Genomic DNA, 21,526 nt, shown 5'->3' with positions numbered 1-21,526 from the left:
TCACAGGAAGAAATGTCAAGGGCACATTTTGTGAACTATTTCAAATCCAACTCTTGCAAAGGCAGGAATATTCTTCAAATTGTCGAATTCAAACTATCGGTGATGGTAACCATCCAATGTAAGTTTAAAGATGGGAGATATAGAATGAATAGGGTCAATAATCCGCTGAATGTCACAACCAGTGCAGATCCAGACAATATTCAGGGTCTGCTTTCGAGAACGGAACCGTCCTTTGCCTCAATCTTTGAATACACGACGGTTGGTATGGCGCTTATTTCACTTCATGGACACTGGATGAGAATGAATAGCAGTATGTGCAGTTTGTCAGGTTACGCGGAAGAAGATTTGTTATACAAAGAGCTGCATGAGCTTTTTCTGCCTGATGAGAAGATAAAAATGCGAGCGCGCATTTCGCAATTGCTATCCGGAGATATTCGCACCATTCACATGGAGAAGAAACTGATTCAGAAGGAAGGCAATATTTTAGGCGTAGAATGTGACATGTCATTAGTAAGAGACGCTTACAATCAACCGCTTTATTTTATTTCTCAAATCAGACCTTTACCACCAAAATCAGAAATGGAACAAAAGCTTGCTGAGAGTGAACAACGCTACAAATCATTAATCGAACACAATCCAGCTGGGATTCTGACGTGTGATCTGAACGGTTTGATTAAAAACGTGAACCCTGCGATGGAACGAATTCTGGGCTATATAGAGTCGGATATGATAGGACAGCCTGTCAATCACTTTTGGGGCAAAGAAAATGAGGACATAGGTTCATCCGATAATGTCGTTATGCAAGCTGACAACTATATGCTTAGAGTCTCACATAAGAATGGCGGAATCATAGAACTTGGACTGAAAAATGTGCCAATCATTGTCAATGGGACAATAGAAGGCGTTTACTTAATAGCAAGAGATATAACGCAGCATAATAAGGATCGTGAATCCTTGCGGGTAGCGCAGCAGGATCTCCATGACACTGTTCGCAGACAGCAAGGGATGACGATGAAATTCAGACAGATGCGCGGGAAATTCATACATACGCTATGTGATGGGGAACTGCTGTATCGATTGGGGTATAAGCCGTCGAATATATTAGGCAATGATTTATATAAAATTTGGCCGTTCTATATGGCAGTCAACATTGAAAGCTACTACAGCAAATCCTGGAATGGCGATCAAAATGTGATGTACGAGACCACGTTCCGAGGGATCACTTATCTGACCTCACTGCGTCCCATTTATGAAAATGGCCGCGTAGTTGAAGTCATCGGATCTTGTGTGGATATTACGGAACGCAAGCGGATGGAGACGGAGCTTAGAGAAACGAAGGAACTGCTGGAGTCATTCATCAATAATACAACGGATGCGATCTGTGTGCTCGATTTGCATGCGTGTGTCATTTCCGTAAATACCGCGTACGAGCAAATCTTCGGATGGCACTCCAACGAACTGCTCAATCGAACTTTGCCCATCTATCCGGCCTATCTGGAAGAACAGCGCAGGGAAATATACGAAATGCTCAAGGCGGGCAAGCAGATTTCCGGTTTGGAGACGGTTCGCTTGCGCAAAGATGGACAGCTTGTGCATGTGAGTGTGACCAAAACACCGATCAAAAACGAGAAGGGCGAAATTATCGGATTCGCCGGTATCACGCGAGATATTACGGAGCGCAAGCGAACGGAGGAGCTGCTGCGCAAGTCGGATAAGCTGTCTGTCGCGGGTCAATTAGCGGCAGGGCTGGCGCATGAAATTAGAAATCCGTTAACCTCGCTTCGCGGCTTCTTGCAGCTGCTGCAGAGTGATATGAAAGGAAAGCAGCACTATTTTGACATTATGCTGTCTGAATTGGATCGGATTAATTTCATTGTGAGTGAGTTCCTAGTGATTGCCAAGCCGGAAGCCATTCATTATAAAAAAAGCGACTTGCAGGGGATTCTGCAAACCGTGGTGGCTCTATTGGAAACACAAGCAGTGCTTTGCAATGTGGAGTTAATCCTGGAGTTCGAATCCGAGATACCTGAGTTGATTTGTTCGGAGATGCATTTAAAGCAATTATTCATTAATTTGGTTAAAAATGCGATGGAAGCCATCCCCAAAGATGGCCAAATCAAGATGACAGTTTCCCTGCAAGGGACTGATTTGATTAGAGTCAGAACTGTGGATAACGGCTGCGGCATCCCGGAGGAACGACTGAAACAGCTGGGAGAACCTTTCTACACGACGAAGGAGAAGGGGACAGGACTCGGTTTGATGATGTGTTTCAAAATCGTAGAAGCCCACAAAGGGACGATGACGATTCAAAGTCAATTGGGTGAAGGAACGATGATTGACGTATTTCTGCCTACCCAACCGAATAACGGAGAGATCGTGGAAAGCACGTAGGAAAAAAACAAAAACCGCCAAACCTGTGATCAGGAACGGCGGTTTTTTCATTTTAGTAATTAATGCTGAACTCGTTGGATTCACGAGAATACCATTGTGAGATTGAAGGATCTTGTTCATTATGAATTCGTACTCCATCAGGTGTATATTTCATGATAATTCCCGAATTAACCTGATAATAAACGCCTAAAGGATCTAACGACCAAACATAGACAGGTGTTTTGCAGAGAGCTGCAATAAATAACTCTATATCTGTATCCAGTAGTTTAGTTCCGTAAATCATTTTCACACCTCTGTCTTATTATTTTGATGAAATTGCACATATAAGTAGTGACAGTATGAACGCAGAAACAATCACAAATCATTTTCAATTTTTTGCTGGTAAGTTCATATTGCCAGGCAGGGTGTGACCGTGAAAGGTAAAAAAAGAGGGTTCCCTCCTCTTTGATTTCCTTGTATAATAGGAAAGCTTTAGATTAATTGACTGTTGGTAAATTCAAGTTGGGCTAGAAGGGGAAAGGGGTCAATGGCAGTGATTGTGGTTGGGGGAATGATCGGTTTAGGCAAGACATCCGTATCCACTTTGTTGGGTTCTGAGCTTAATTCAAATGTATTTTATGAGAGTGTGGACGATAATCCGATATTGCCATTATTTTATACAGCAACTCCGGAAGAAATTGAGAAGAAACGTTACCCGTTTCTGCTGCAATTACACTTCCTGAATACTAGATTTAAGGCGATCAAGCAAGCATTAGTACATAATCGCAATGTGTTGGATCGAAGCATCTACGAAGATTGGTACTTTGCGAAAGTGAATCGCGAACTGGGACGCATTTCTCAGCTGGAATTCGATGTTTATGAAGGTTTGGCAGACAATATGATGTCTGAACTTGCTGAACTTCCCAAGAAAGCGCCGGATTTGATGGTTTATCTCAAAGCCTCTTTCGAAACGGTTATGTACCGCATTGGTTTGCGCGGACGCAGCTTTGAACAAGATCAGTCATTAGTTGAATACTATCGTCAACTGTGGTCGGGTTACGATGATTGGGTGATGAATCACTATCAGGCATCTGAAGTTTTGATTATCGATATGGATGTTGTGGATGTCGTTAACCGTTCGGAAGATGCCTTAGCACTAGTAGATCAAGTTCGCGCTAAACTTTCAGAATTGTCGATCGTTTAATTAGGAAAGACCCCCTCAATTATGAGGGGGTCTTTCGTATTATATAACTAGCCGCTAGCAAGCGGGATGACGTCGTATTTTGTTGTAATTAAAGGGTTTTCTACTATTTTCTACCATTATAATGCTGAGTTATTGTCGAATGTAAGGATTTTTTTGCATTTTTTTTGAGCGCCTGTTTGATATTTATTACACGCGGGTATATAGTCCTGAAAAGTTGCCTAAACATAGCGCGAATAGTGGCGTTAATAATCTGATCTTGTCGGGAATCTAATAATGTGATACAATTTGTATCAAGAACTAAAATTCATTGAAGGTTAAGGTGATGAATTTGTTATTTACGGTCTGTTACCAAGGAAAGCCAATGTGTAAACCGATGCCCAAACTAGCTGCAACGGAGAAGATGGCAAAGTTAAGCCGGTTTTTCTCAAACTTGGAGCTTGTAGAAGTTCAACAACAATTGATTGCTACCTAATAAGCATCCTATCACCCAAACAACTGCGTGCATGTCTGCATCCTAACTCCTTAATGTGATCCTTGAGGAGTTTTTGTCTTGTCCAGATTGTGGTACAGTAGATGGAAAAGACAGGCAAGAGGGGAGGCTGACATGAAGAACAATGTTGCAGCTTCTAAAAAGGCGCTTATTCTAGGAGCGGGAATCGGCGGTCTGACCACAGCGCTTTTTTTGCAAAAGCAAGGGTGGGACATTGCCATCTATGAGAAGAAGCAGGAACTCTCTGAATTTGGTGCGGGCATTGTATTGGCTGCGAACGCCATGCATGTATTAAAGAAACTTGATGTAGCAGACAAAGTTAAGCAGGCGGGCGCAAGGGTAGGGAAAGCTGATATCCGTGCTTGGCAAGGCCGGGCCATCACGTCTGTACCCGTCGATCTACAAGCTGATAAATATCAGACTTACAGTTATTTAATACATCGCGCCAAGCTGCAAGCTATTTTGGCTCACGAGCTCGGTGCCCATGTAACACTCCATATGAATAAAAAGCTGAATGTTATCGTTCAGGACGAAACCGGTGTGACGCTTAAATTCGAGGATGGCAGCGAAGATAGCGGGCATCTCTTGATTGGTTCCGATGGTATTCATTCGCAATCGGTTGCCTTGTTATTCGGGCACCAACCGCTGAGGTACTCGGGGTTTCATGCTTTGCGCGGCATAACAACCTTTGCGGATCAGCGGTATCCACGAGAGATCGGTGGCGGCTTTGAGGCGTGGGGAAAAGGGAAGCGCTTCGGCTTTTCACAAATTGGCGAGAATCAGGTTTATTGGTTCGCTGCTGTTAACTCCGCGCCAGGAGCCAAGATTCTTCTTAATAAAGATCATGCCCTTCAGCAATTCAAGGGTTGGTTCCAACCGATTGAGGCTGTCATTCAGTCCACCGCGGAGGCATCCATTCTTTTTCATGATATTTATGATCGGGTACCGCTTCAAAGTTGGAGCAAAGGGCGAGTAACGCTGCTAGGAGATGCCGCGCATCCCATGCTGCCTAATTTGGGGCAGGGAGGAGCACAAGCGATGGAAGATGCCAGTGTCCTTGCGGATTGCCTATCTCAAGTTGAAGTTTCCCGCTTAGAAAATCTTGAAGCAGCGTTGGCTGCTTACGAACGAACTCGAATGCCCCGTGCACATCGCGTCGTTCAGCAATCCAGACGGATGTCGCGAGTCGTTCAAATGAGCAATCCGATAGGGCTGATGCTTCGTAACAAGGTTCTTGGTATTATGCCTGTTAAAGTCCAAATTAGCCAACTGGATTGGCTGTTGGGACATCGTGTGTAAACGTGTTTAATAGAAGGAGGGTGTTGTAGAGAATGGTCTTATTAGAAGTCATTGCAACTACATTGGAAGATGCAAGGAATGCCGAGGCCGGTGGGGCTGATCGAATTGAACTTGTAGCTAACCTGGAAGAGGGTGGATTGACCCCATCATTGAAATTGGTTCAGGAGATTGCTTCTGAACTTACAATTCCTGTTCACGTCATGATTCGGCCTCACAGCCGTTCTTTTCACATGTCAGAAGAAGATGTGGCTCAGATGATTAATGATAGCAAGCGGGCTTATCAAGCTGGTGCTAGCGCTTTGGTTCTGGGGGCGCTAACTTCGGAGAAGACAATTGACCGCAACGTTCTCGAATTGCTGCTGGAGGCTACGCCTTTGCCTGTTACCTATCATCGGGCTTTTGATGAAATTGTCAATCAGGAGGATGCTGTTAGTACCCTGCTGGACTATGCACAAATTCGCTCCGTATTAACTTCAGGAGGGGCTGCAAGGGCTCTTGATGCTGTAGAGCAAATGAAACGACTGGTTAGACGGACAGAAGGGCATACCCTTCAGATTATGGCGGGTGGCGGTGTGACGCTGGCAAGTTTGAAGTCTTTTGTTAATCAAACTAAGGTGCCCTGTATTCATATGGGAACTGGCGTGCGGGAACAATTGAGTATAGATAAGCCTGTTTCTGTGGAAAAAGTCATGGAGGCTAGACGTTTATTAGCAAATTTAGACGTTTAATCGTTGGAACCTAGAAAAATTTTTCGTAAATGTGAGAAAATCCATAGAATAGATGGAAAACTCCGAATATAATGAAAGAGTAAACTTTGAGAAAAAGAGGTGTTGTCCATGCATGATTCGACGGATATTCAAAACAATAAGGGAATGGCAATCGTTGCTTACATCTTGTTTTTCATTCCGCTTATCGCTGCCAAAGATTCTAAATTCGCTTGGTACCATGCGAATCAAGGTCTCACATTATTAGTAACGGCCGTAATTGTGAATGTGATTTTAGGTATTATTCCGTTTATTGGTTGGATTCTGCTGCCGTTAGCTAACTTGGCTATTTTTATTCTTGCCATCTTGGGTATCGTAGCCGCGGCACAAGGTCAAGCCAAGCCATTGCCGCTGATTGGGAAGTACACGCTTTTGAAATAAGCATACATAATGAAGCAATGGGCTGCCCTTAGGGGCAGCCTGTTTTTAATATTGCAGAATTGATATGTTTTGAGTGAGCGAGGAATTACCCCAGCTGCCTCGCGCTTAGATGAGGGAACTACAGTGCGTCAGTTCGAACTCGCCGCTGCCGCAAGTTCAGCGATGCGACTGTTGACGTTGTCGCGATACAAGCCACCGTGAAAGCAAATCACTTGGTCAATATCCAGAGCGGTGAGCTTCTTGACGGACTGCATCGCTAGGGCATAATCGACACAGTAATCAGGCACAGGTCCTAGGAGTTGACCGTTATGAACAACGAGAGCATCTGCTGCGATCAAGGTTTTACTGGCTGGGTGGTACAGACTGATATGACCCGGTGTATGTCCAGGTGTATCGATGACAAGAAGACCGCCGGCATAGGGAAGCTGCTGATTGCTGCTTAGCAGCCCGGTGACTTGGCCTTTGGGTGGATTTTCTAAGGTTGTGCGAAATGCTTGGCGCCACTCTGATGAAACATTTGCAGGCAAGCCTGCCACAGCTTTATCAATGGCCTCAGGCGTAATTTTAATCAGCATTTTCTCACCTTGAATATAGGGTTTTTCGATCTCGGTAGCCAAAATATTCAATTTCTGTTCCGATTCGGATAATAAAGTTGGCAAACTCCCGATATGATCGATGTCTTGGTGGGTAATAATAATGGAGTGAAGTTCTTGAAGAGACACGCCTTCTTGCTCCATCGCTTGGCGGATAAGCGGGAGAACGCCGGGGAAACCAGTATCCACTAAGACGGCGCCATTCTCATCAAACAAAAGAGTAGGGTGAATCACGTCGATCCCGCCCATTACAGGGACAGAAAGCTCAAGCATAAATAGACCATTAGCAATTTGCATGCAAAACCCTCCAACAGAAAATGATTTGAAAGAATATGGCTATCATATCGAGAAGGGTGGGGGTAAGTCAATAAAATATTTTATTATAACACAAATATATGAAAATGTCAATATTATTTTATGTGAAGTCTCGCTGACTTAATTTTGTCCAAAATTTGAGCGACGTGTGAATAAAATATGAACAAAATTCATTTTTTGTGTTATACTATATTTATAAAGCACTTACATCAGAGTTTGGAGTGATATTAATGGCGAATAGAGCTATTTCGGTCAGTAGTATTGAGCGCAGTGAGCGCGATGTTATGCCACTTGTGAAGTTGATGACGATCGCGGCTTGGGCTTTACTTGGCATAGGATTAGTTTTGAGCTTGCTCAACATAAATCATTTTAGCGATCGCAATGCTTCTCTTATGGTTGGCGTAGGCTTCATGGTAGGTAGTGTTCACATCTATGTGATTCGGACCGCTATCCACTTGGTTCATTCACGTGCTGCTTCAAAGGCTGAATGAATTCGAAACAACGAAAATGTGAATAAAGCCTTTCAAGTAACTAACTTGAAGGGCTTTTTGATTTTTCATACATTTTCATAATAGTCAACAAACGTTCTGTGACATTTGTTTTACAGTAAAACGTCGATCCTTTGACGTATTTGTTAAGTCATATCTGTGCATGTGTACTTTTAAGCGCAATTTGTTATCTTGGTAATAGAACGATATCATGCAAGTTAAATAAAACGAAAACGCAATTTGCAGATTTGTGGATAGGGAGGTTAGTTGGATGAAGAAAAGAAAACTCGTACGAGCTCTACTGCCCCTGATGATGATTGCTTTCATCGTTGTCTTGTCAGGCTGCAGCCAAGCCATGGTACTGGATCCCAAAGGTCCCGTAGGAGCGCAGCAGAAAGATTTGATTATGATTTCAACCGTTTTATGCACGATTATCCTTGTACCAGTCCTTGCACTTACAGCTTGGATTGTATGGCGGTATCGAGATAAAGCTGGTAACAAGGCTTCCTATAAGCCGAATTGGGCACATAGTACAACGTTGGAAGTGGTGTGGTGGGCGATACCGATTATTATTATCGCTACACTTGCTGTTGTGACCGTGCGTTATACGCACGCACTCGAACCTTCTAAACCTTTGAAATCCGATAAGGCACCCATCACGATTCAAGTTACATCGCTCGATTGGAAATGGCTGTTCACTTATCCGGAACAAGGCATTGCCACAGTCAACTACTTGCAGATCCCGGAAGATACGCCGATTAAGTTTGAACTTACTTCCGATGCGCCGATGAACTCATTCTGGGTTCCGCAGCTGGGAGGACAAATTTATACGATGTCTGGCATGGCGATGACGCTCTATTTGCAAGCGGATGAGATTGGCCATTATTTTGGAACGGGCGCTAACTTTAGCGGCGAGCATTTTGCTGATATGACCTTCGACGTGAATGCAACTTCACAGCAAGATTTCGAAGAGTTTATCGCCAAAACGAAAAAAGTTCCGGCGAAGTTAACGATGGAAAGCTATGAAGCTTTAGCTAAGCCAGGCAAGTCTGGCGTGCAATATTTCTCAGCCATTCCAGATGGCTTGTTCGAGAAAGTTGTTACCAAGTATACAAAAGGTCAATCCGCACACAGTGGTCATGGCGGTGGAGAAACGGCGACAGAGGCGAAGAAAGCCTCGGGGTCGGAGACATCTAAGGATATGGACAAGATGGACCACAGTCAAATGAAAATGACCAAATGATTGACGGAAGCTTAAGGAAAGGAAGTCGTGCTCATGTTGGATAAAATCAAACAGTTCGCATCGGAGTTTTTCGTTACCGGCGATCCGCTCATTTTAGGCGCTCAAGTAAGTATCGGACTCTCGATGGTGGCCATGATTTTTGTGCTGACCTATTTCAGAAAATGGGGCTGGCTTTGGAAAGAATGGTTAACAAGCGTTGATCATAAACGAATTGGGATCATGTATATCATCTGTTCGATTATGATGTTGTTCCGCGGCGGTGTCGATGCGCTCCTTATGCGTCTGCAGCTCGCAATGCCGAATAGTGAGTTTTTGCAAGCAGATCATTATAATCAAATTTTCACTACCCACGGCGTAATCATGATTTTGTTCATGGCGATGCCATTGATGTTCGGTTTGTTTAACATTGTTGTCCCTCTTCAAATCGGAGCCAGAGACGTAGCCTATCCGTTCTTGAACTCACTCAGCTTCTGGATGTTTTTCTGGGGCGCAATGCTGTTCAACGTATCATTCGTTATCGGTGGTTCACCGGACGCAGGATGGCTCAGCTATCCACCGCTTTCGGAGATGTCGCATAGTCCGGGCGTAGGGCAGAACTTCTATATCTGGGGGATTCAGATTTCCGGTATTGGTAGTTTGGCAACCGGGATCAACTTTATCGTAACGATTCTGAAAATGCGTGCACCAGGCATGAAGCTGATGAAGATGCCTATGTTTACTTGGTCCGTATTTTCAAGCTGTATTATGATTATCTTTGCTTTCCCAATCTTGACGGTAACTTTGGCTTTATTATTCCTGGATCGCTTTCTTGGCGCACATTTCTTCACCTTGGATGGCGGCGGAAATCCGATGATGTACATCAACTTAATTTGGATGTGGGGGCACCCCGAGGTTTACATTGTCGTCGTACCCGCTTTCGGGATTTTCTCGGAAATTGTGTCGACGTTCTCCAAAAAGAAATTATTCGGCTACAAATCCATGGTTTTCGCCATGTTGATTATCAGTCTATTGTCCTTCTTCACATGGGCTCATCACTTCTTCACGATGGGTTCGGGTGCGAATGTGAACGCCTTTTTCGCCATCAGTACCATGCTGATCGCGATTCCGACGGGGGCCAAAGTGTTTAACTGGCTCTTCACGATGTACCGCGGTAAAATTCGCTTTACAACACCGATGATGTGGACGGTCGCTTTCATTCCATGCTTTGTTATTGGTGGTATGACAGGGGTTCTGCTCTCTGTAGCTCCTGCGGATTTCCAATTTCATAACAGTTACTTCTTGATTGCGCACTTCCATCAGGTTCTAATCGGCGGGGTCGCGTTCGGTTACTTCGCAGGCCTTTACTACTGGTGGCCAAAAATGTTCGGCTTCAAGCTTAATGAGCATTTAGGCAAATGGGCTTTCTGGCTGTGGAACATTGGTTTCTATGTATGTTTCATGCCGCAATATTTCTTGGGCTTGGATGGAATGACTCGCCGTACGTATACGTACGATTTCGATATGGGCTGGGGACCGCTTAATCTCGTGTCCACTGTTGGCGGCTTCTTGATGGGAGTCGGGTTCATCTTCCAAGTGTGGCAAATTGCCCACTCAATTAAATTCAGAGAAGCGGATGTGAACGGTGATCCGTGGGAAGGCCGTACGCTCGAATGGTCCATTCCATCACCAGCTCCGATCTATAACTTTGCGGTGCTCCCGCAAGTTAGCGAAACAGATGCTTGGTGGGAAGAGAAAGAGAAGCGAGCTGCCTCTGGCAAACCCGCTGCACCAATTGTCTATGAACCTATTCATATGCCTAAGAACTCAGCGATTCCATTCATTATTTCGACGTTCTGGTTCTTTGCCGGATTCGGCTTCGTATGGGGTTGGATGTGGCTGACGATTCCGGCTTTAATCGGAGTAGGGATCTGTATGATTGCACGCTCGTTCTCGTATGATACGGATTACTATATACCGGCTGATGAAGTGAAACGGACAGAAGCCGCATTGAAAGGAGCGAAACTCTAATGGCAAATGCAGCCGCACACAGTGGCGAACACGCCCATGACCACGATCATGAACATGATCATGAATCGCTCAAAACGTTTGGTTTTTGGATCTTTTTAATCACGGACGTTATCTTGTTTGGTTCGTTATTCGCGACCTATATGGTACTTCACCAAAATACAAATGGCGGACCTACACCGGAAGAACTGTTCAAAATGCCGGGGATCATCGCCGAGACCTTCATCTTGCTCACCAGCAGCTTCACAAGCGGTCTGGCTGTCCTAGGAATGAACAAAGGTAACTTAAAGCAGCTAATTGGCTGGCTCGCTGTTACAGTGGTTCTAGGGGCTTCGTTCGTTGGACTTGAGCTAAGTGAATTTATTACGATGGTTAATCACGAAGGAGCAACCATCAGCACGAGCGCTTTCTTATCGGCCTTCTTTACCTTAGTTGGCACGCACGGATTGCACGTATCGGTTGGTCTGATCTGGATGATTGGTTTGATTTTCCAATTGAGACGCAGAGGAATTACGGCTGTGACCAAACGGAAAGTAGCTGTCATTTCGTTATACTGGCATTTTCTTGATGTCGTGTGGATCTTCGTATTTACGATTGTATATCTGATGGGGGTGATGTAAATGAGTGGGCAGCATACAAGCTCGCATCAGAATCATGATGCTCATGGATCATTGAAGTCTTACATCATAGGCTTCGCCTTATCGATTATCTTAACGATTATTCCTTTGGTTGTTGTCATGAACCACATGCTCAATAAAACGGGTACACTGTTGGTGATTCTCATTATGGCCGTGCTGCAGTTCGGTGTTCAACTTCTGTTCTTCATGCATGTGAAGGATGGCGAGAATGCACGCTGGAATATAATGGCGCTAATCTTTGGTCTCATTATTCTAGTTACGATTGTAGGAGGCTCCATCTGGATTATGACCTATAACCAAGTGGCGCACTAAGTTTACTATTGTACAACGACAAGACGCTCTCACCTAAGGATCTTAGGTGGGAGCGTCTTTGTGTACATATAAGAGTTTATATGTTTTGGAGTGAACGCGGAGTTACTCCAGCTGCTTCGCGCGGACGTAAGGGAACTACGGTGGGCTATTCTAGCTAAAAGTGTCATTATCGGGAGGTTGAGGGAACTACGATCCGCTATGTCACCATTTCCCGGTTGGAATCAGCAGTTTCCGCTTAAATAGCGGAACTAAGTTCCCTTTCATGCTACGTTTACCCCAATTCCCGCTTTATAGCGGATCATAGTTCCGTTCACCGACGCTCTCTGTCATTGCAAAGGCCAAAGGGAACTAGGATTATAACGCCATTTCAGTTCATTAGATTGCCAAAGTGAAGGTTATTTTGGTCTTCTGTTTTGTTCCTTAGCTTCCTGTTTTTCTTGCTGAACCGCTTTTTCACCGAATTGATCTAAGCGAGAAGGGCTGCTGGCAGGTCCAGTGTTTTTGGGTTTGCTATTTCGTCCACTCATCGTTCATCACCTCCGTCGTTCAGTTTTTGCTGATCGGGGGCAGTTCATGCAGGGAAGCAACAAAACAGTTGTCTTTCTATATTACTCGTGATACATTATGTATCAGAGATACTAAATGTATCACGCAGCGAGATTGGACAAGCTACTCTATTGAAACGGAGAGGAGCCTAATGATTCGCCACCAACAACGATTTCAGAGTCACCTGGATGACAATTTGATTCATCTGCACAAAAACTTTTTCGTAAGCCCCTCTGATCCCCAATATTATGAGAAGGTGATTCGGTATCTGGATGCCAATTCGCCAGAAGCACATTATAAGATTGGGCAGAAATTTCAGTTAAAAGGGAATCTCAAGAGAGCTGTGTTTCATTACAAGGAAGTTTTGAAAACGTATCCTTCACCGTTCTATTCGGCTGCCAATCGCGCCATTCAGCAGCTGGATCAGCAGCAAGCGCAGCACGCAGCCAGTCTTCAGCAAGCTTTCCCAGGTAAGAATAAAGGACTGCTGCCCCCTTTTATGAAAACATTGCTTATCGTCCTGCTCGTGTTTAACTTGCTGTTGGTATTATTATTTGTTGGGGATAAGCCAATTTACAAAACGATTTCCAACATGAAGGTGTGGGGAGTCGGGAGCAGCATCACCTACGAGACTGTGGATACGCCGTTTATTATGTATTTAACGCCTGAAAGCGCCAATGAAGAAATTGAGGATGCTCTGCATAAGCAAGCTGTTGCCTTGGCAAAGGAAATGCCCAAACGCAGCATTATCATCTACGGAATTGTTTCTCAGGATCAAACGCTGAGAGGAAAGACCATGGTCCTCACCAATGAAGAGATGGCCAAGCGTGCGATCGTTGTTGCTCAGTACCATCCGGAAACGGACAACTCGGTAAGAATACGCTTCCTGAATTCGGCTTATGACAAGCACCAACCGCTTAGTGCGATTGGTGCTAATTTAGTTCGTACAGCTCTAGCTGCCTACATGAAGGACAATGGGAAAGCTCCAGAGAGCCTGAATAAGCTTCTGCAAGATTATCCGAATAATTACCTAAGCTTTATTCCTTTAGAGTCTGAGTCAGGTTCTAATGACGTCTCCGCGGCTAATAATGGGCAGGGGGGATGGGTTTATAACAGTGGAGCAGGTGATGCTGCAGCTATGTTTTATCCAAATACGGTAGGCTCGGAGGCGATCCCCTTTGAACCTGTACTTATAGAAATTAATCAGGTTGAGCATCGATTGAGGCTTATGAGCGGGAATTATTTGTTAGGGGATAAGGTGGTTGGCCTCGGCGCTAATGCGGCAACACCACTCGGAGATTTCATTGTGAATGACCGTGTTCAGCATCCAAAAGGAAAAAATGCTTCCAGTTATGGCGAAGCAGGCCTCGGTCTAGGTGACATAGCGCTTCACGGCACGTACGATGAGAGCTCAATTGGAAGCGATAAATCATTGGGCTGCGTCCGTCTCACGAACGAGGATGTTCAAGCGTTGTTTCCTTTTGTTCCTAAAGGCACGGTTGTTCAAATTGAAGCCACACAATGGAAATCGAGTGCTGCAGAGCTTATCAAAAACACAGAAACCTTGATTCCGCTGAAAAAACCTGAGCTTGATCAGTCGCCTGAGCATGTTGTATTTCATTGGCTAGGTTAACTATCAATGATTAATGCCCTTAATTAGAGGGTTAAAAAAGCAGATAAAGTACTCCGATCGAACGGATACTTTACCTGCTTTTTATTTTATTACATTAAGTTTTCGGGGTTCAACTTCTCTAATTCAGGAATGACGAAGCGCCCGTCCTTGCGGATTAACACATCGTCGAAGTAAATTTCGCCGCCGCCGTACTCAGGTCGTTGAATCAGGACCATGTCCCAGTGGACGGAGGAACGGTTCGTGTTGTCGGCAGTCTCATATGCTTGACCTGGAGTGAAGTGAATGCTGCCATCAATCTTCTCATCGAAGAGGATGTCTTTCATTGGATGCTGAATATGAGGGTTTACGCCGATTGCGAACTCACCAATATAACGAGCGCCATCATCCGTATCCAGAATGTCATTCAACTTCTTCGTATCATTGCTGGTGGCTTCTACAATTCGCCCATTCTCAAAACGCAGAACGATGTTTTCAAACGAAGTTCCCGAGTAAATGGTTGGCGTGTTGTAGCTGATGATGCCATTCACGGAATCCTTCACAGGAGCGGAATAGACCTCGCCATCCGGGATGTTTCGCAAGCCTGAGCAAGGAACGGCTCCGATATTTTTGATGGAGAAGCTGATATCGGTTCCTTTGGCTACAAGGCGGACACGATCTGTGCGGTTCATCAGATCCACAAGCGACTCCATGGCGACAGCCATTTTGCTGTAATCAAGGTTGCAGACTTTGAAGTAAAAGTCTTCGAATTCTTCGGTGCTTTTGCCGGCTAACTGGGCCATAGAGGGGTTCGGATAACGCATTACACACCATTTGGTGTTGTTGATTCGTTCGTCGAACAGCGGGCGTTGGAAGTGCTTTAGATACAATTTCATTTGATCATCCGGCACATCGGAAGACTCGGTAATATTATCTCCGCTTCGCACAGCGACGTAGGAATCCATTTGCTTCATACGCTGCAGTTCGAAATCAGACCATTGGCTGAACTGCTCTTGCGAGCCTTTCATTTGCAAGCTTCTGGTGATGACAGGATCACGCAGTTCGATGAATGGTTTTCCGCCAACGGCATAAACTTCTTCAATAAAGCATTTGGCAAGCTCAGGGTCTTTAACGCCTATCATTTCAATCAATATGTTCTCGCCAGGCTGTAGGCTAACAGAGTAACGAATAATGTTGCGGGCGAAGGTTTGTAGTCGTGGATCTCTCATTATAGTGGTCTCCTTCAATTGAAAATTAATACTTAGAAATTATAGCGTAATGGGCGCTCTAAATCCAATGAACGAATCATTTCGTCCGTTTACTGGGATATGCTACAATAGAGAGCTAGCAGGATATGGAGCATAGACGAACAACCAGAGGACACAAACAGAGGAGGAAGCCATGGCAAGAGAGCAGATTAAAGTGCCATTCGGGTACGAACCGCCAGCCCAAACACGCAAAGGCACTGTGTTTGTGTTCGAAACGTTTGAGGATTGGACAGCATCCGATATGAATGCTTTTATCAAGTGGGCCGAAGAGCGCAAATTCGTTAGGGCCATTTTCTATCCACAGCATGAAGAAACCCTTCGCAGGATGGAAATTCCGAGCAAAGAGCCTTATTACGCGCGCGTGAAGCATTTGGAAGCCTTGCTTAGACAGACAACGACGACCCTTCAACTGGATTTGGATACATGGGAAGGGAAGCGCAAGAAGTATACGCCTATCGATACCTCATTGAACTTTTTGACCGATAAAACGCCGGGACCTCATTTCTTATGCATCAGTGATCGCTATGCGAATCAATTTATCACGTATCCTTCTTTCAAAGAATGGATAAAAAAAGTCAGACTTTTCATTATCAATCAATTTCATGTCCCGCTTCACGGCAAGTTGAATGACTACGCAGAAAGATGGGAAACTGTGGATTTAGGCAACGATGATGCTTAACCTCATTAATTTATGCCAAACAAAGGGGGATATCCCTCTATGAATCTTGAGGCAAATCCCCCTTACGAACTCAATACCCTTTATTTGATCAAAATGGGTCATTTTGAAAATCTAATGAATTCCCAACGAGTTATTTCATACAAATGATTTCCATTCCGCTTATTAACTGCTCGATAACGTCAACTCAGTTCATTAGATCGCCAAACAAGCCATTTTCTCGTCAATAAGCATCATCCAAGTTCATTAAAATGACAGATTGGCGTGCGGACGTCGCGGCTTCGTGACGGGGCGCAGCTGTTGCGCGCTCTAGGTCGGTTGGCTTTCTCTTGCAAAATGGATACCAAAACAAAGGGACTAAGCGTGAGTAAACTGCTTAGCCCCTTTTTCTCCTGGTGAATTAACCAATTTCGTAGCTGGCAGCCTGGTCTGTCATGTAGCGTTCGGTCAAAATAGTCAACATGGAAATGCCGATTTGGTTTTCTCCGCCTTCTGGGATAATGATATCCGCGTATTTCTTGGAAGGCTCAATGAAGGCATCATGCATCGGTTTTACTGTCGTTAAGTATTGATCAAAAACCGATTGCAGCGAACGACCGCGTTCATTGATATCCCTGGAGAGCCGTCTAAGAATACGTACATCGGGATCCGTATCGACGAATACTTTGATGTTCAGAGCGCCGCGAAGCTCTTCATCTGTCAAAACATGAATGCCCTCAAGCAGCACAATCGGTTTAACATCAATGCGAATCGTTTCCTGTGAACGGGCATGTTGCGAGAAATCATAGACCGGAATATCAACCGGATTGCCGTTTTTTAGCTCATTTAAATGCTTGAGCAGCAAAGTATTCTCGAAGGCACGGGGATGATCATAATTAATGCGTTCCCGTTCCTCAAACGTAAGGCCGCTATGATGAAGATAGTAATTATCCTGTGAAATTAATGTCACTTTGGTCGAACCAAGCTTGTTGATGATCGATCTTGCTACTGTTGTTTTTCCTGATCCGGTCCCACCGGCAATTCCGATAACGAGCATGAAATGTAGTGCCTCCCCAAATAACTTGAAAACCTTCCACAGTAGTTTACCATAGTCTTGCTATAAAAAGAAAAAGCGATCGAATTTCGATCACTTTTAATATCCATCGGCTATCTAATTTGTTTTGGGGTGCTGAACTTGTTTTGATTGGCATCGAGATCTTGAGAAGCTTGCGTCAATTGCTCCATCGTTTGCTGGATCTGCTGTCCGAACTGCTCGTTGTTGAAAGTTTGAAGCTGCTCGTGCGCTTGATGTACCTGATGTTTGGCTTGCGTAATTGCAGCTTGCGCAGATTGAATCGCATGAGGGTTCGATTCTGTGATAGCAACTTGCAGTTTATGTTCAGCATCCTGAGCTTGAAGAATGGCATGATCTGCTGCATCAATGGCGTGTTGGACGGGTTGTTGATGCTGATTCGTGTTCGTCATAGGGGAGAGCCTCCTAAGGATAGTAGATGTGTCGTTGAAAAGAGAAATGTGACTTTACTACATTGCTCCAAAAGTGGGGAAATCATTCTTGGCTTGGGAAATGAAATTATTTCCTGGGGAAGCGCAAAAACTGCGCGTTCTTATGATATTTCGACATTAGAATTCAGAAAATTTAGAATACAGAAACAATTAGGTTGAATACCCAATTTATGCAAAATATAAGTGGACAAACCTCGCGATTATTCATAAGCTAAACAAGATAGCTTTTTTTGACAACATCAGACAAATTGGGTCAGATACAGGGGATGAAAGTATGAAAATAGTTAAAAGTATGTGTTTAATTGCGGCTGTAGCCCTATTGATTTCGGGATGTGGATCTACTAAAAGCAATAAGACAACTGAAAGTGTGTATAAACCTACGCTCGATGCGAGTATTGAAATAAACGGTGATACGGCTACGCTTAAATTAACAACGGATTTGAAATTGTCCAGAGAGCACTACGATCAGGTGCGCAAAGAAGGGGAGGGGCATGTCCATCTTTCCTTTGACAAAGGAGAAAAAGAAATTCTTACCGAGAAAGTGAAAGTATATGAACATGTAAGCAAAGGCCAGCACGAAATTAAAGTTTCCTTGCACAATAATGATCACACGCCCTATGACGTCAGTAAAACCGTTACGTTCGAAGTGAAGTAGGGGAAGCTTACATATGAAATCTCAACCCAAGAAAGTCAGTCTGCAAAAACGCATTGTTTTCCTCGTGACCATTGTCACGGTCAGCATGATTTCGACGATGATGATTTTTGACACGAGGAGCTTAAATACCTCAATCCGACAAGCCTATGTGAGTCAAATTAGCGGAATGACGATGGCGATCAATGGAAGGTATGAAGAATCGCGGTCGATTAATGATGTTCAGCAAATTTTTGATTATATTCAGTATAAAAATATACGTGTTCTTGAGATGAAATTGTATAACAAAGATGGCGAAATTCTCGCTGCGTCCAATCGCAAAGAAGTGGGGAAGCATATGCACCCTGCCAACATTATTATCCCCAAACAGGATCAGACAATCGTTGACCGTGTTCCGATGGAAACAAGTGAGATTCCCATTGTTCGCCTTACAGCCCCGCTTCAAGAGGATGGCATGGTCGTTGGTGCGGTAGAGGTTATTTTTGATTCGTCGGAGGAAGCGGTACTGCTCAAAGAACGGACCAAGCTAATCTTTATCGTGGGCCTAACGATCGCGATCGTTCTATCGACGGTATTGTGGCTTATTTTACGCGTCATCGTCATTCGGCCCTTGAGTCGTTTGCGGGAAGCAGCGGTAAGGGTCAAGCAGGGAGGCGAATTACCGAATCTGCAATTCAAGGCATCTCCAGAAATTGAGGAAGTATCCGAAGCATTCAATGAGATGGTTACGGATCTGGATGAGCGATATCACGAGCTCCAGCATGCGCTGCAATCGCTCCAAGTGACACAAGATCAACTCGTTCAATCTGAGAAAATGGGAGCACTGGGAAATCTGGTAGCTGGTGTTTCACATGAAATTAATACACCTATTGGCATTGGGGTTACCGCAGTATCCTATTTGGATCAAAAGACGAAGGATTTCAAAAGCTTGTATGAAACTGGTAAAATGAAAAAGTCGGATTTGGAACAGTTTCTTCTTGTCGTTAGTGAGACGAATGCCATGGTGCAGTCCAATTTGGAACGTGCGTCGTCCCTTGTCCGCAGCTTTAAACAAATCTCAGTCGACCAAAGTGTGGAAGTGAAGCGTACTTTCCTTCTGCAGGAGTATTTAGAAGGGATTATTGCCAGTTTAAAGCCGACACTGAAGAAAACCAGGCTGCGCGTGGATGTTTACTGTGATCATGAGCTTAATCTGTACACGTATCCAGGTGCCTTATCGCAATTAATTACCAATCTAGTGATGAATTCTTTAAACCATGCTTATGAGATGGACGAAGAAGGCAGTTTAAGCATTCGTGTTACACATGATCGGGATACGATAACAATCGGTTATTCCGATGACGGCAAAGGGATGAACCAAGAAGTGCTGGATCACATTTTCGACCCATTCTTCACAACAAGCCGTGGCAAGGGCGGCACAGGATTAGGGATGAATATTGTCTACAATCTCGTGACACAATCGATGAACGGAACGATTCATTGCTCCAGTGTACTGGGACAAGGAAGCTTATTTGTGATTACAATCCCGAAAGAGGAGGAAGCTGAGCTATGACAAGTCAAGATCGGTCCATAGACCAAGATGAGCTTCTTTTTGCTGAGGAAGAAGTTGCTGATTCTACGCAAGTTAAAGCGGTTGAACAAGAACCTTGGATTGCTTTGATCGTAGATGATGAGAAGCAAATCCATCAAGTGACCAAAATGGTACTCGATGACTTCGAATTTGATGGCAAGAAGCTTGAGTTTCATAGTGCATATTCTGCGTTGGAAGCCAAGCAATTATTAACGCAGCATCCAGATGCCGCCTTAATTTTATTAGATGTGGTGATGGAATACGAAGATGCAGGACTTCAAATCGTTAAATATATACGCGAAGAGTTGAAAAATTCCTCGATTCGTATTATCCTGCGTACTGGCCAGCCTGGTCAAGCGCCTGAGCGGACAGTGATCATGGATTATGATATTAATGATTACAAAGAAAAAACAGAATTGACGACGCAAAAGCTTTTTACCACGGTAGTTACGGCACTGCGCTCCTATCGAGATTTGAAAACGATTGAGAAAAGCAGAGCAGGTCTGGAAGAGATTATTAAATCAGCTTCAACATTGTTTGAATTGCAATCGATGAAGAAATTTGCCTCCGGCGTTTTGACACAGATGACCTCTATTGTGAATCTGCACAAAAATGCCATCCATTGCAGCTTTGCAGTGACCAAAGGGGTCGAGGATATTTATATTCTGGCTGCAAGCGGAGACTATGCCACCAATCAGGATGACCGTGCACGTGATGTCGTTCCGTCGGAAATGCTGGATGAGATTGAACAGGCGTTTCAAACCAAAACAAGCCGCTTCGCTTCCGATCGTTTTGTGATTTATTTCCAAAGCAAGATGGGGATGGAGAATGTCATTTACATGAACGGTTTCAAAGCACTTAGCGAGTGGGAACGTTATTTGGTTGATATTTATTGCACCAATGTTTCCGTAGCTTTCGAGAATATTTATTTGAATGAAGAGTTGGAAAGCACGCAGCAAGAAATCATTTATACAATGGGGGAAATTACAGAAACAAGATCCAAAGAAACAGGTCATCACGTGAAGCGGGTTGCCGAATATTCACATTTGCTCGCGATTAAATACGGGTTGCCAGCGCAAGAGGCAGAAGTAATTCGCTTAGCTTCTCCTATGCATGATGTCGGCAAAGTAGGGATTCCAGACGCAATCCTGAATAAGCCTGGGGCGCTAACCAAAGAAGAATTCGACATTATGAAAACTCACTCGAATCTGGGTTATGAAATGCTCAAGCATTCGAACAAACAAGTACTGAATGCGGCTGCGATTATCGCGGGGCAGCATCATGAGCGTTATGATGGGACAGGCTACCCATTAGGGTTGAAAGGCGAACAGATCCATCTCTATGGCCGAATAACTGCGCTTGCTGATGTTTTTGATGCGCTATGCAGTGATCGTGTGTACAAAAAGGCATGGGAGTTGGATCGTGTATTGGATTTACTGAAAACGGAACGCGGCAAACATTTTGACCCTGATATCGTCGATATTTTCTTAACTAATCTAGATCAATTCTTAGTGATCAAAGAGCAATACAAAGAACAACGGTAATAGCATTCATTCATTTAGCAGCAAAAATGCGGATTATCAGCGATAATTACGGAAACT

At 44.2% G+C, this 21,526-nt stretch carries 21 protein-coding genes; 16 read left to right on the top strand and 5 right to left on the bottom strand.

Features of this window, described 5'->3' with window-relative positions; genetic code table 11:
- Positions 1-144 precede the first annotated feature (144 nt).
- The 6 genes from IEY34_RS30670 (at position 145) to IEY34_RS30645 (ending at position 6,508) form a co-directional block, all read left to right on the top strand.
- Entirely contained in the window at positions 145-2,391 is a 2,247-nt protein-coding gene (locus IEY34_RS30670; protein WP_189019226.1) for a PAS domain-containing sensor histidine kinase, read from the top strand.
- Positions 2,392-2,917: 526 nt separating this feature from the next.
- A complete protein-coding gene (locus IEY34_RS30665; RefSeq protein WP_189019224.1) occupies positions 2,918-3,574 on the top strand; it encodes a deoxynucleoside kinase in 657 nt (218 codons plus the stop codon).
- Positions 3,575-3,896: 322 nt separating this feature from the next.
- Entirely contained in the window at positions 3,897-4,046 is a 150-nt protein-coding gene (locus IEY34_RS30660) for a hypothetical protein (protein WP_189019223.1), read from the top strand.
- 132 nt (positions 4,047-4,178) lie between these two features.
- The gene (locus tag IEY34_RS30655; RefSeq protein WP_189019221.1) at positions 4,179-5,363 is read left to right on the top strand and encodes an FAD-dependent monooxygenase; all 1,185 of its coding nucleotides are present in this window, start codon (positions 4,179-4,181) and stop codon (positions 5,361-5,363) included.
- A 32-nt stretch (positions 5,364-5,395) separates the two neighbouring features.
- Positions 5,396-6,091 (top strand): copper homeostasis protein CutC, encoded by a 696-nt coding sequence (locus tag IEY34_RS30650; RefSeq protein WP_189019219.1) that lies wholly within the window; start codon positions 5,396-5,398, stop codon positions 6,089-6,091.
- A 108-nt stretch (positions 6,092-6,199) separates the two neighbouring features.
- Entirely contained in the window at positions 6,200-6,508 is a 309-nt protein-coding gene (locus IEY34_RS30645; protein WP_189019217.1) for a DUF4870 domain-containing protein, read from the top strand.
- A gap of 128 nt (positions 6,509-6,636) precedes the next feature.
- On the opposite strand, the gene IEY34_RS30640 is transcribed toward IEY34_RS30645, so the two are convergent.
- Positions 6,637-7,398 carry an MBL fold metallo-hydrolase gene (locus IEY34_RS30640; RefSeq protein WP_189019215.1) on the bottom strand — a complete coding sequence of 254 codons (762 nt, stop codon included), beginning with the start codon at positions 7,396-7,398 and terminating at the stop codon, positions 6,637-6,639.
- A gap of 248 nt (positions 7,399-7,646) precedes the next feature.
- On the opposite strand from IEY34_RS30640, the gene IEY34_RS30635 reads away from it, so the two are divergent.
- From IEY34_RS30635 to cyoD, 5 genes are all read left to right on the top strand, one after another.
- Positions 7,647-7,907, top strand: a complete 261-nt coding sequence (locus IEY34_RS30635) for a hypothetical protein (protein WP_189019213.1) — start codon at positions 7,647-7,649, stop codon at positions 7,905-7,907.
- A 268-nt stretch (positions 7,908-8,175) separates the two neighbouring features.
- Positions 8,176-9,147 (top strand): ubiquinol oxidase subunit II, encoded by a 972-nt coding sequence (gene cyoA, locus IEY34_RS30630; RefSeq protein ID WP_189019211.1) that lies wholly within the window; start codon positions 8,176-8,178, stop codon positions 9,145-9,147.
- A 33-nt stretch (positions 9,148-9,180) separates the two neighbouring features.
- On the top strand, positions 9,181-11,154 hold the full coding sequence (locus IEY34_RS30625; RefSeq protein WP_189019209.1) for a cbb3-type cytochrome c oxidase subunit I: 1,974 nt from the start codon (positions 9,181-9,183) through the stop codon (positions 11,152-11,154).
- Positions 11,154-11,771 carry a cytochrome o ubiquinol oxidase subunit III gene (gene cyoC, locus IEY34_RS30620; protein WP_189019207.1) on the top strand — a complete coding sequence of 206 codons (618 nt, stop codon included), beginning with the start codon at positions 11,154-11,156 and terminating at the stop codon, positions 11,769-11,771. The genes IEY34_RS30625 and cyoC overlap by 1 nt, the downstream gene beginning before the upstream one ends.
- Positions 11,772-12,101, top strand: a complete 330-nt coding sequence (gene cyoD / locus IEY34_RS30615; RefSeq protein ID WP_189019205.1) for a cytochrome o ubiquinol oxidase subunit IV — start codon at positions 11,772-11,774, stop codon at positions 12,099-12,101.
- A gap of 395 nt (positions 12,102-12,496) precedes the next feature.
- On the opposite strand, the gene IEY34_RS37415 is transcribed toward cyoD, so the two are convergent.
- Complete coding sequence (locus IEY34_RS37415; protein WP_268240202.1) at positions 12,497-12,628, bottom strand: hypothetical protein; 132 nt, start codon at positions 12,626-12,628, stop codon at positions 12,497-12,499.
- 170 nt (positions 12,629-12,798) lie between these two features.
- On the opposite strand from IEY34_RS37415, the gene IEY34_RS30610 reads away from it, so the two are divergent.
- The gene (locus IEY34_RS30610) at positions 12,799-14,280 is read left to right on the top strand and encodes a L,D-transpeptidase (protein ID WP_189019203.1); all 1,482 of its coding nucleotides are present in this window, start codon (positions 12,799-12,801) and stop codon (positions 14,278-14,280) included.
- An 89-nt stretch (positions 14,281-14,369) separates the two neighbouring features.
- On the opposite strand, the gene IEY34_RS30605 is transcribed toward IEY34_RS30610, so the two are convergent.
- Positions 14,370-15,485 carry an aminopeptidase gene (locus IEY34_RS30605; protein WP_189019202.1) on the bottom strand — a complete coding sequence of 372 codons (1,116 nt, stop codon included), beginning with the start codon at positions 15,483-15,485 and terminating at the stop codon, positions 14,370-14,372.
- A gap of 172 nt (positions 15,486-15,657) precedes the next feature.
- Between IEY34_RS30605 and IEY34_RS30600 the strand changes: the two genes are divergently transcribed.
- Positions 15,658-16,203, top strand: a complete 546-nt coding sequence (locus IEY34_RS30600) for a hypothetical protein (RefSeq protein ID WP_189019200.1) — start codon at positions 15,658-15,660, stop codon at positions 16,201-16,203.
- A gap of 397 nt (positions 16,204-16,600) precedes the next feature.
- On the opposite strand, the gene udk is transcribed toward IEY34_RS30600, so the two are convergent.
- Together udk and IEY34_RS30590 are read right to left on the bottom strand one after the other, a co-directional pair.
- The gene (gene udk / locus IEY34_RS30595; RefSeq protein ID WP_189019198.1) at positions 16,601-17,236 is read right to left on the bottom strand and encodes a uridine kinase; all 636 of its coding nucleotides are present in this window, start codon (positions 17,234-17,236) and stop codon (positions 16,601-16,603) included.
- A gap of 110 nt (positions 17,237-17,346) precedes the next feature.
- Positions 17,347-17,664 (bottom strand): hypothetical protein, encoded by a 318-nt coding sequence (locus tag IEY34_RS30590; protein WP_189019196.1) that lies wholly within the window; start codon positions 17,662-17,664, stop codon positions 17,347-17,349.
- Between the two features lie 313 nt (positions 17,665-17,977).
- On the opposite strand from IEY34_RS30590, the gene IEY34_RS30585 reads away from it, so the two are divergent.
- Genes IEY34_RS30585 through IEY34_RS30575 form a run of 3 tightly spaced genes read left to right on the top strand, consistent with a single transcriptional unit; the run spans position 17,978 to position 21,469 of the window.
- Entirely contained in the window at positions 17,978-18,358 is a 381-nt protein-coding gene (locus IEY34_RS30585) for a hypothetical protein (RefSeq protein ID WP_189019194.1), read from the top strand.
- 13 nt (positions 18,359-18,371) lie between these two features.
- Positions 18,372-19,907, top strand: coding sequence for a sensor histidine kinase (locus tag IEY34_RS30580; RefSeq protein WP_189019192.1), 1,536 nt, complete (start codon positions 18,372-18,374; stop codon positions 19,905-19,907).
- On the top strand, positions 19,904-21,469 hold the full coding sequence (locus tag IEY34_RS30575; protein ID WP_189019191.1) for a DUF3369 domain-containing protein: 1,566 nt from the start codon (positions 19,904-19,906) through the stop codon (positions 21,467-21,469). The genes IEY34_RS30580 and IEY34_RS30575 overlap by 4 nt, the downstream gene beginning before the upstream one ends.
- Positions 21,470-21,526 lie beyond the last annotated feature (57 nt).

It is taken from the genome of Paenibacillus marchantiophytorum, from assembly GCF_014640555.1.
Classification (GTDB): domain Bacteria; phylum Bacillota; class Bacilli; order Paenibacillales; family NBRC-103111; genus Paenibacillus_E; species Paenibacillus_E marchantiophytorum.
This window is presented reverse-complemented; position numbering and strand designations above follow the sequence as displayed.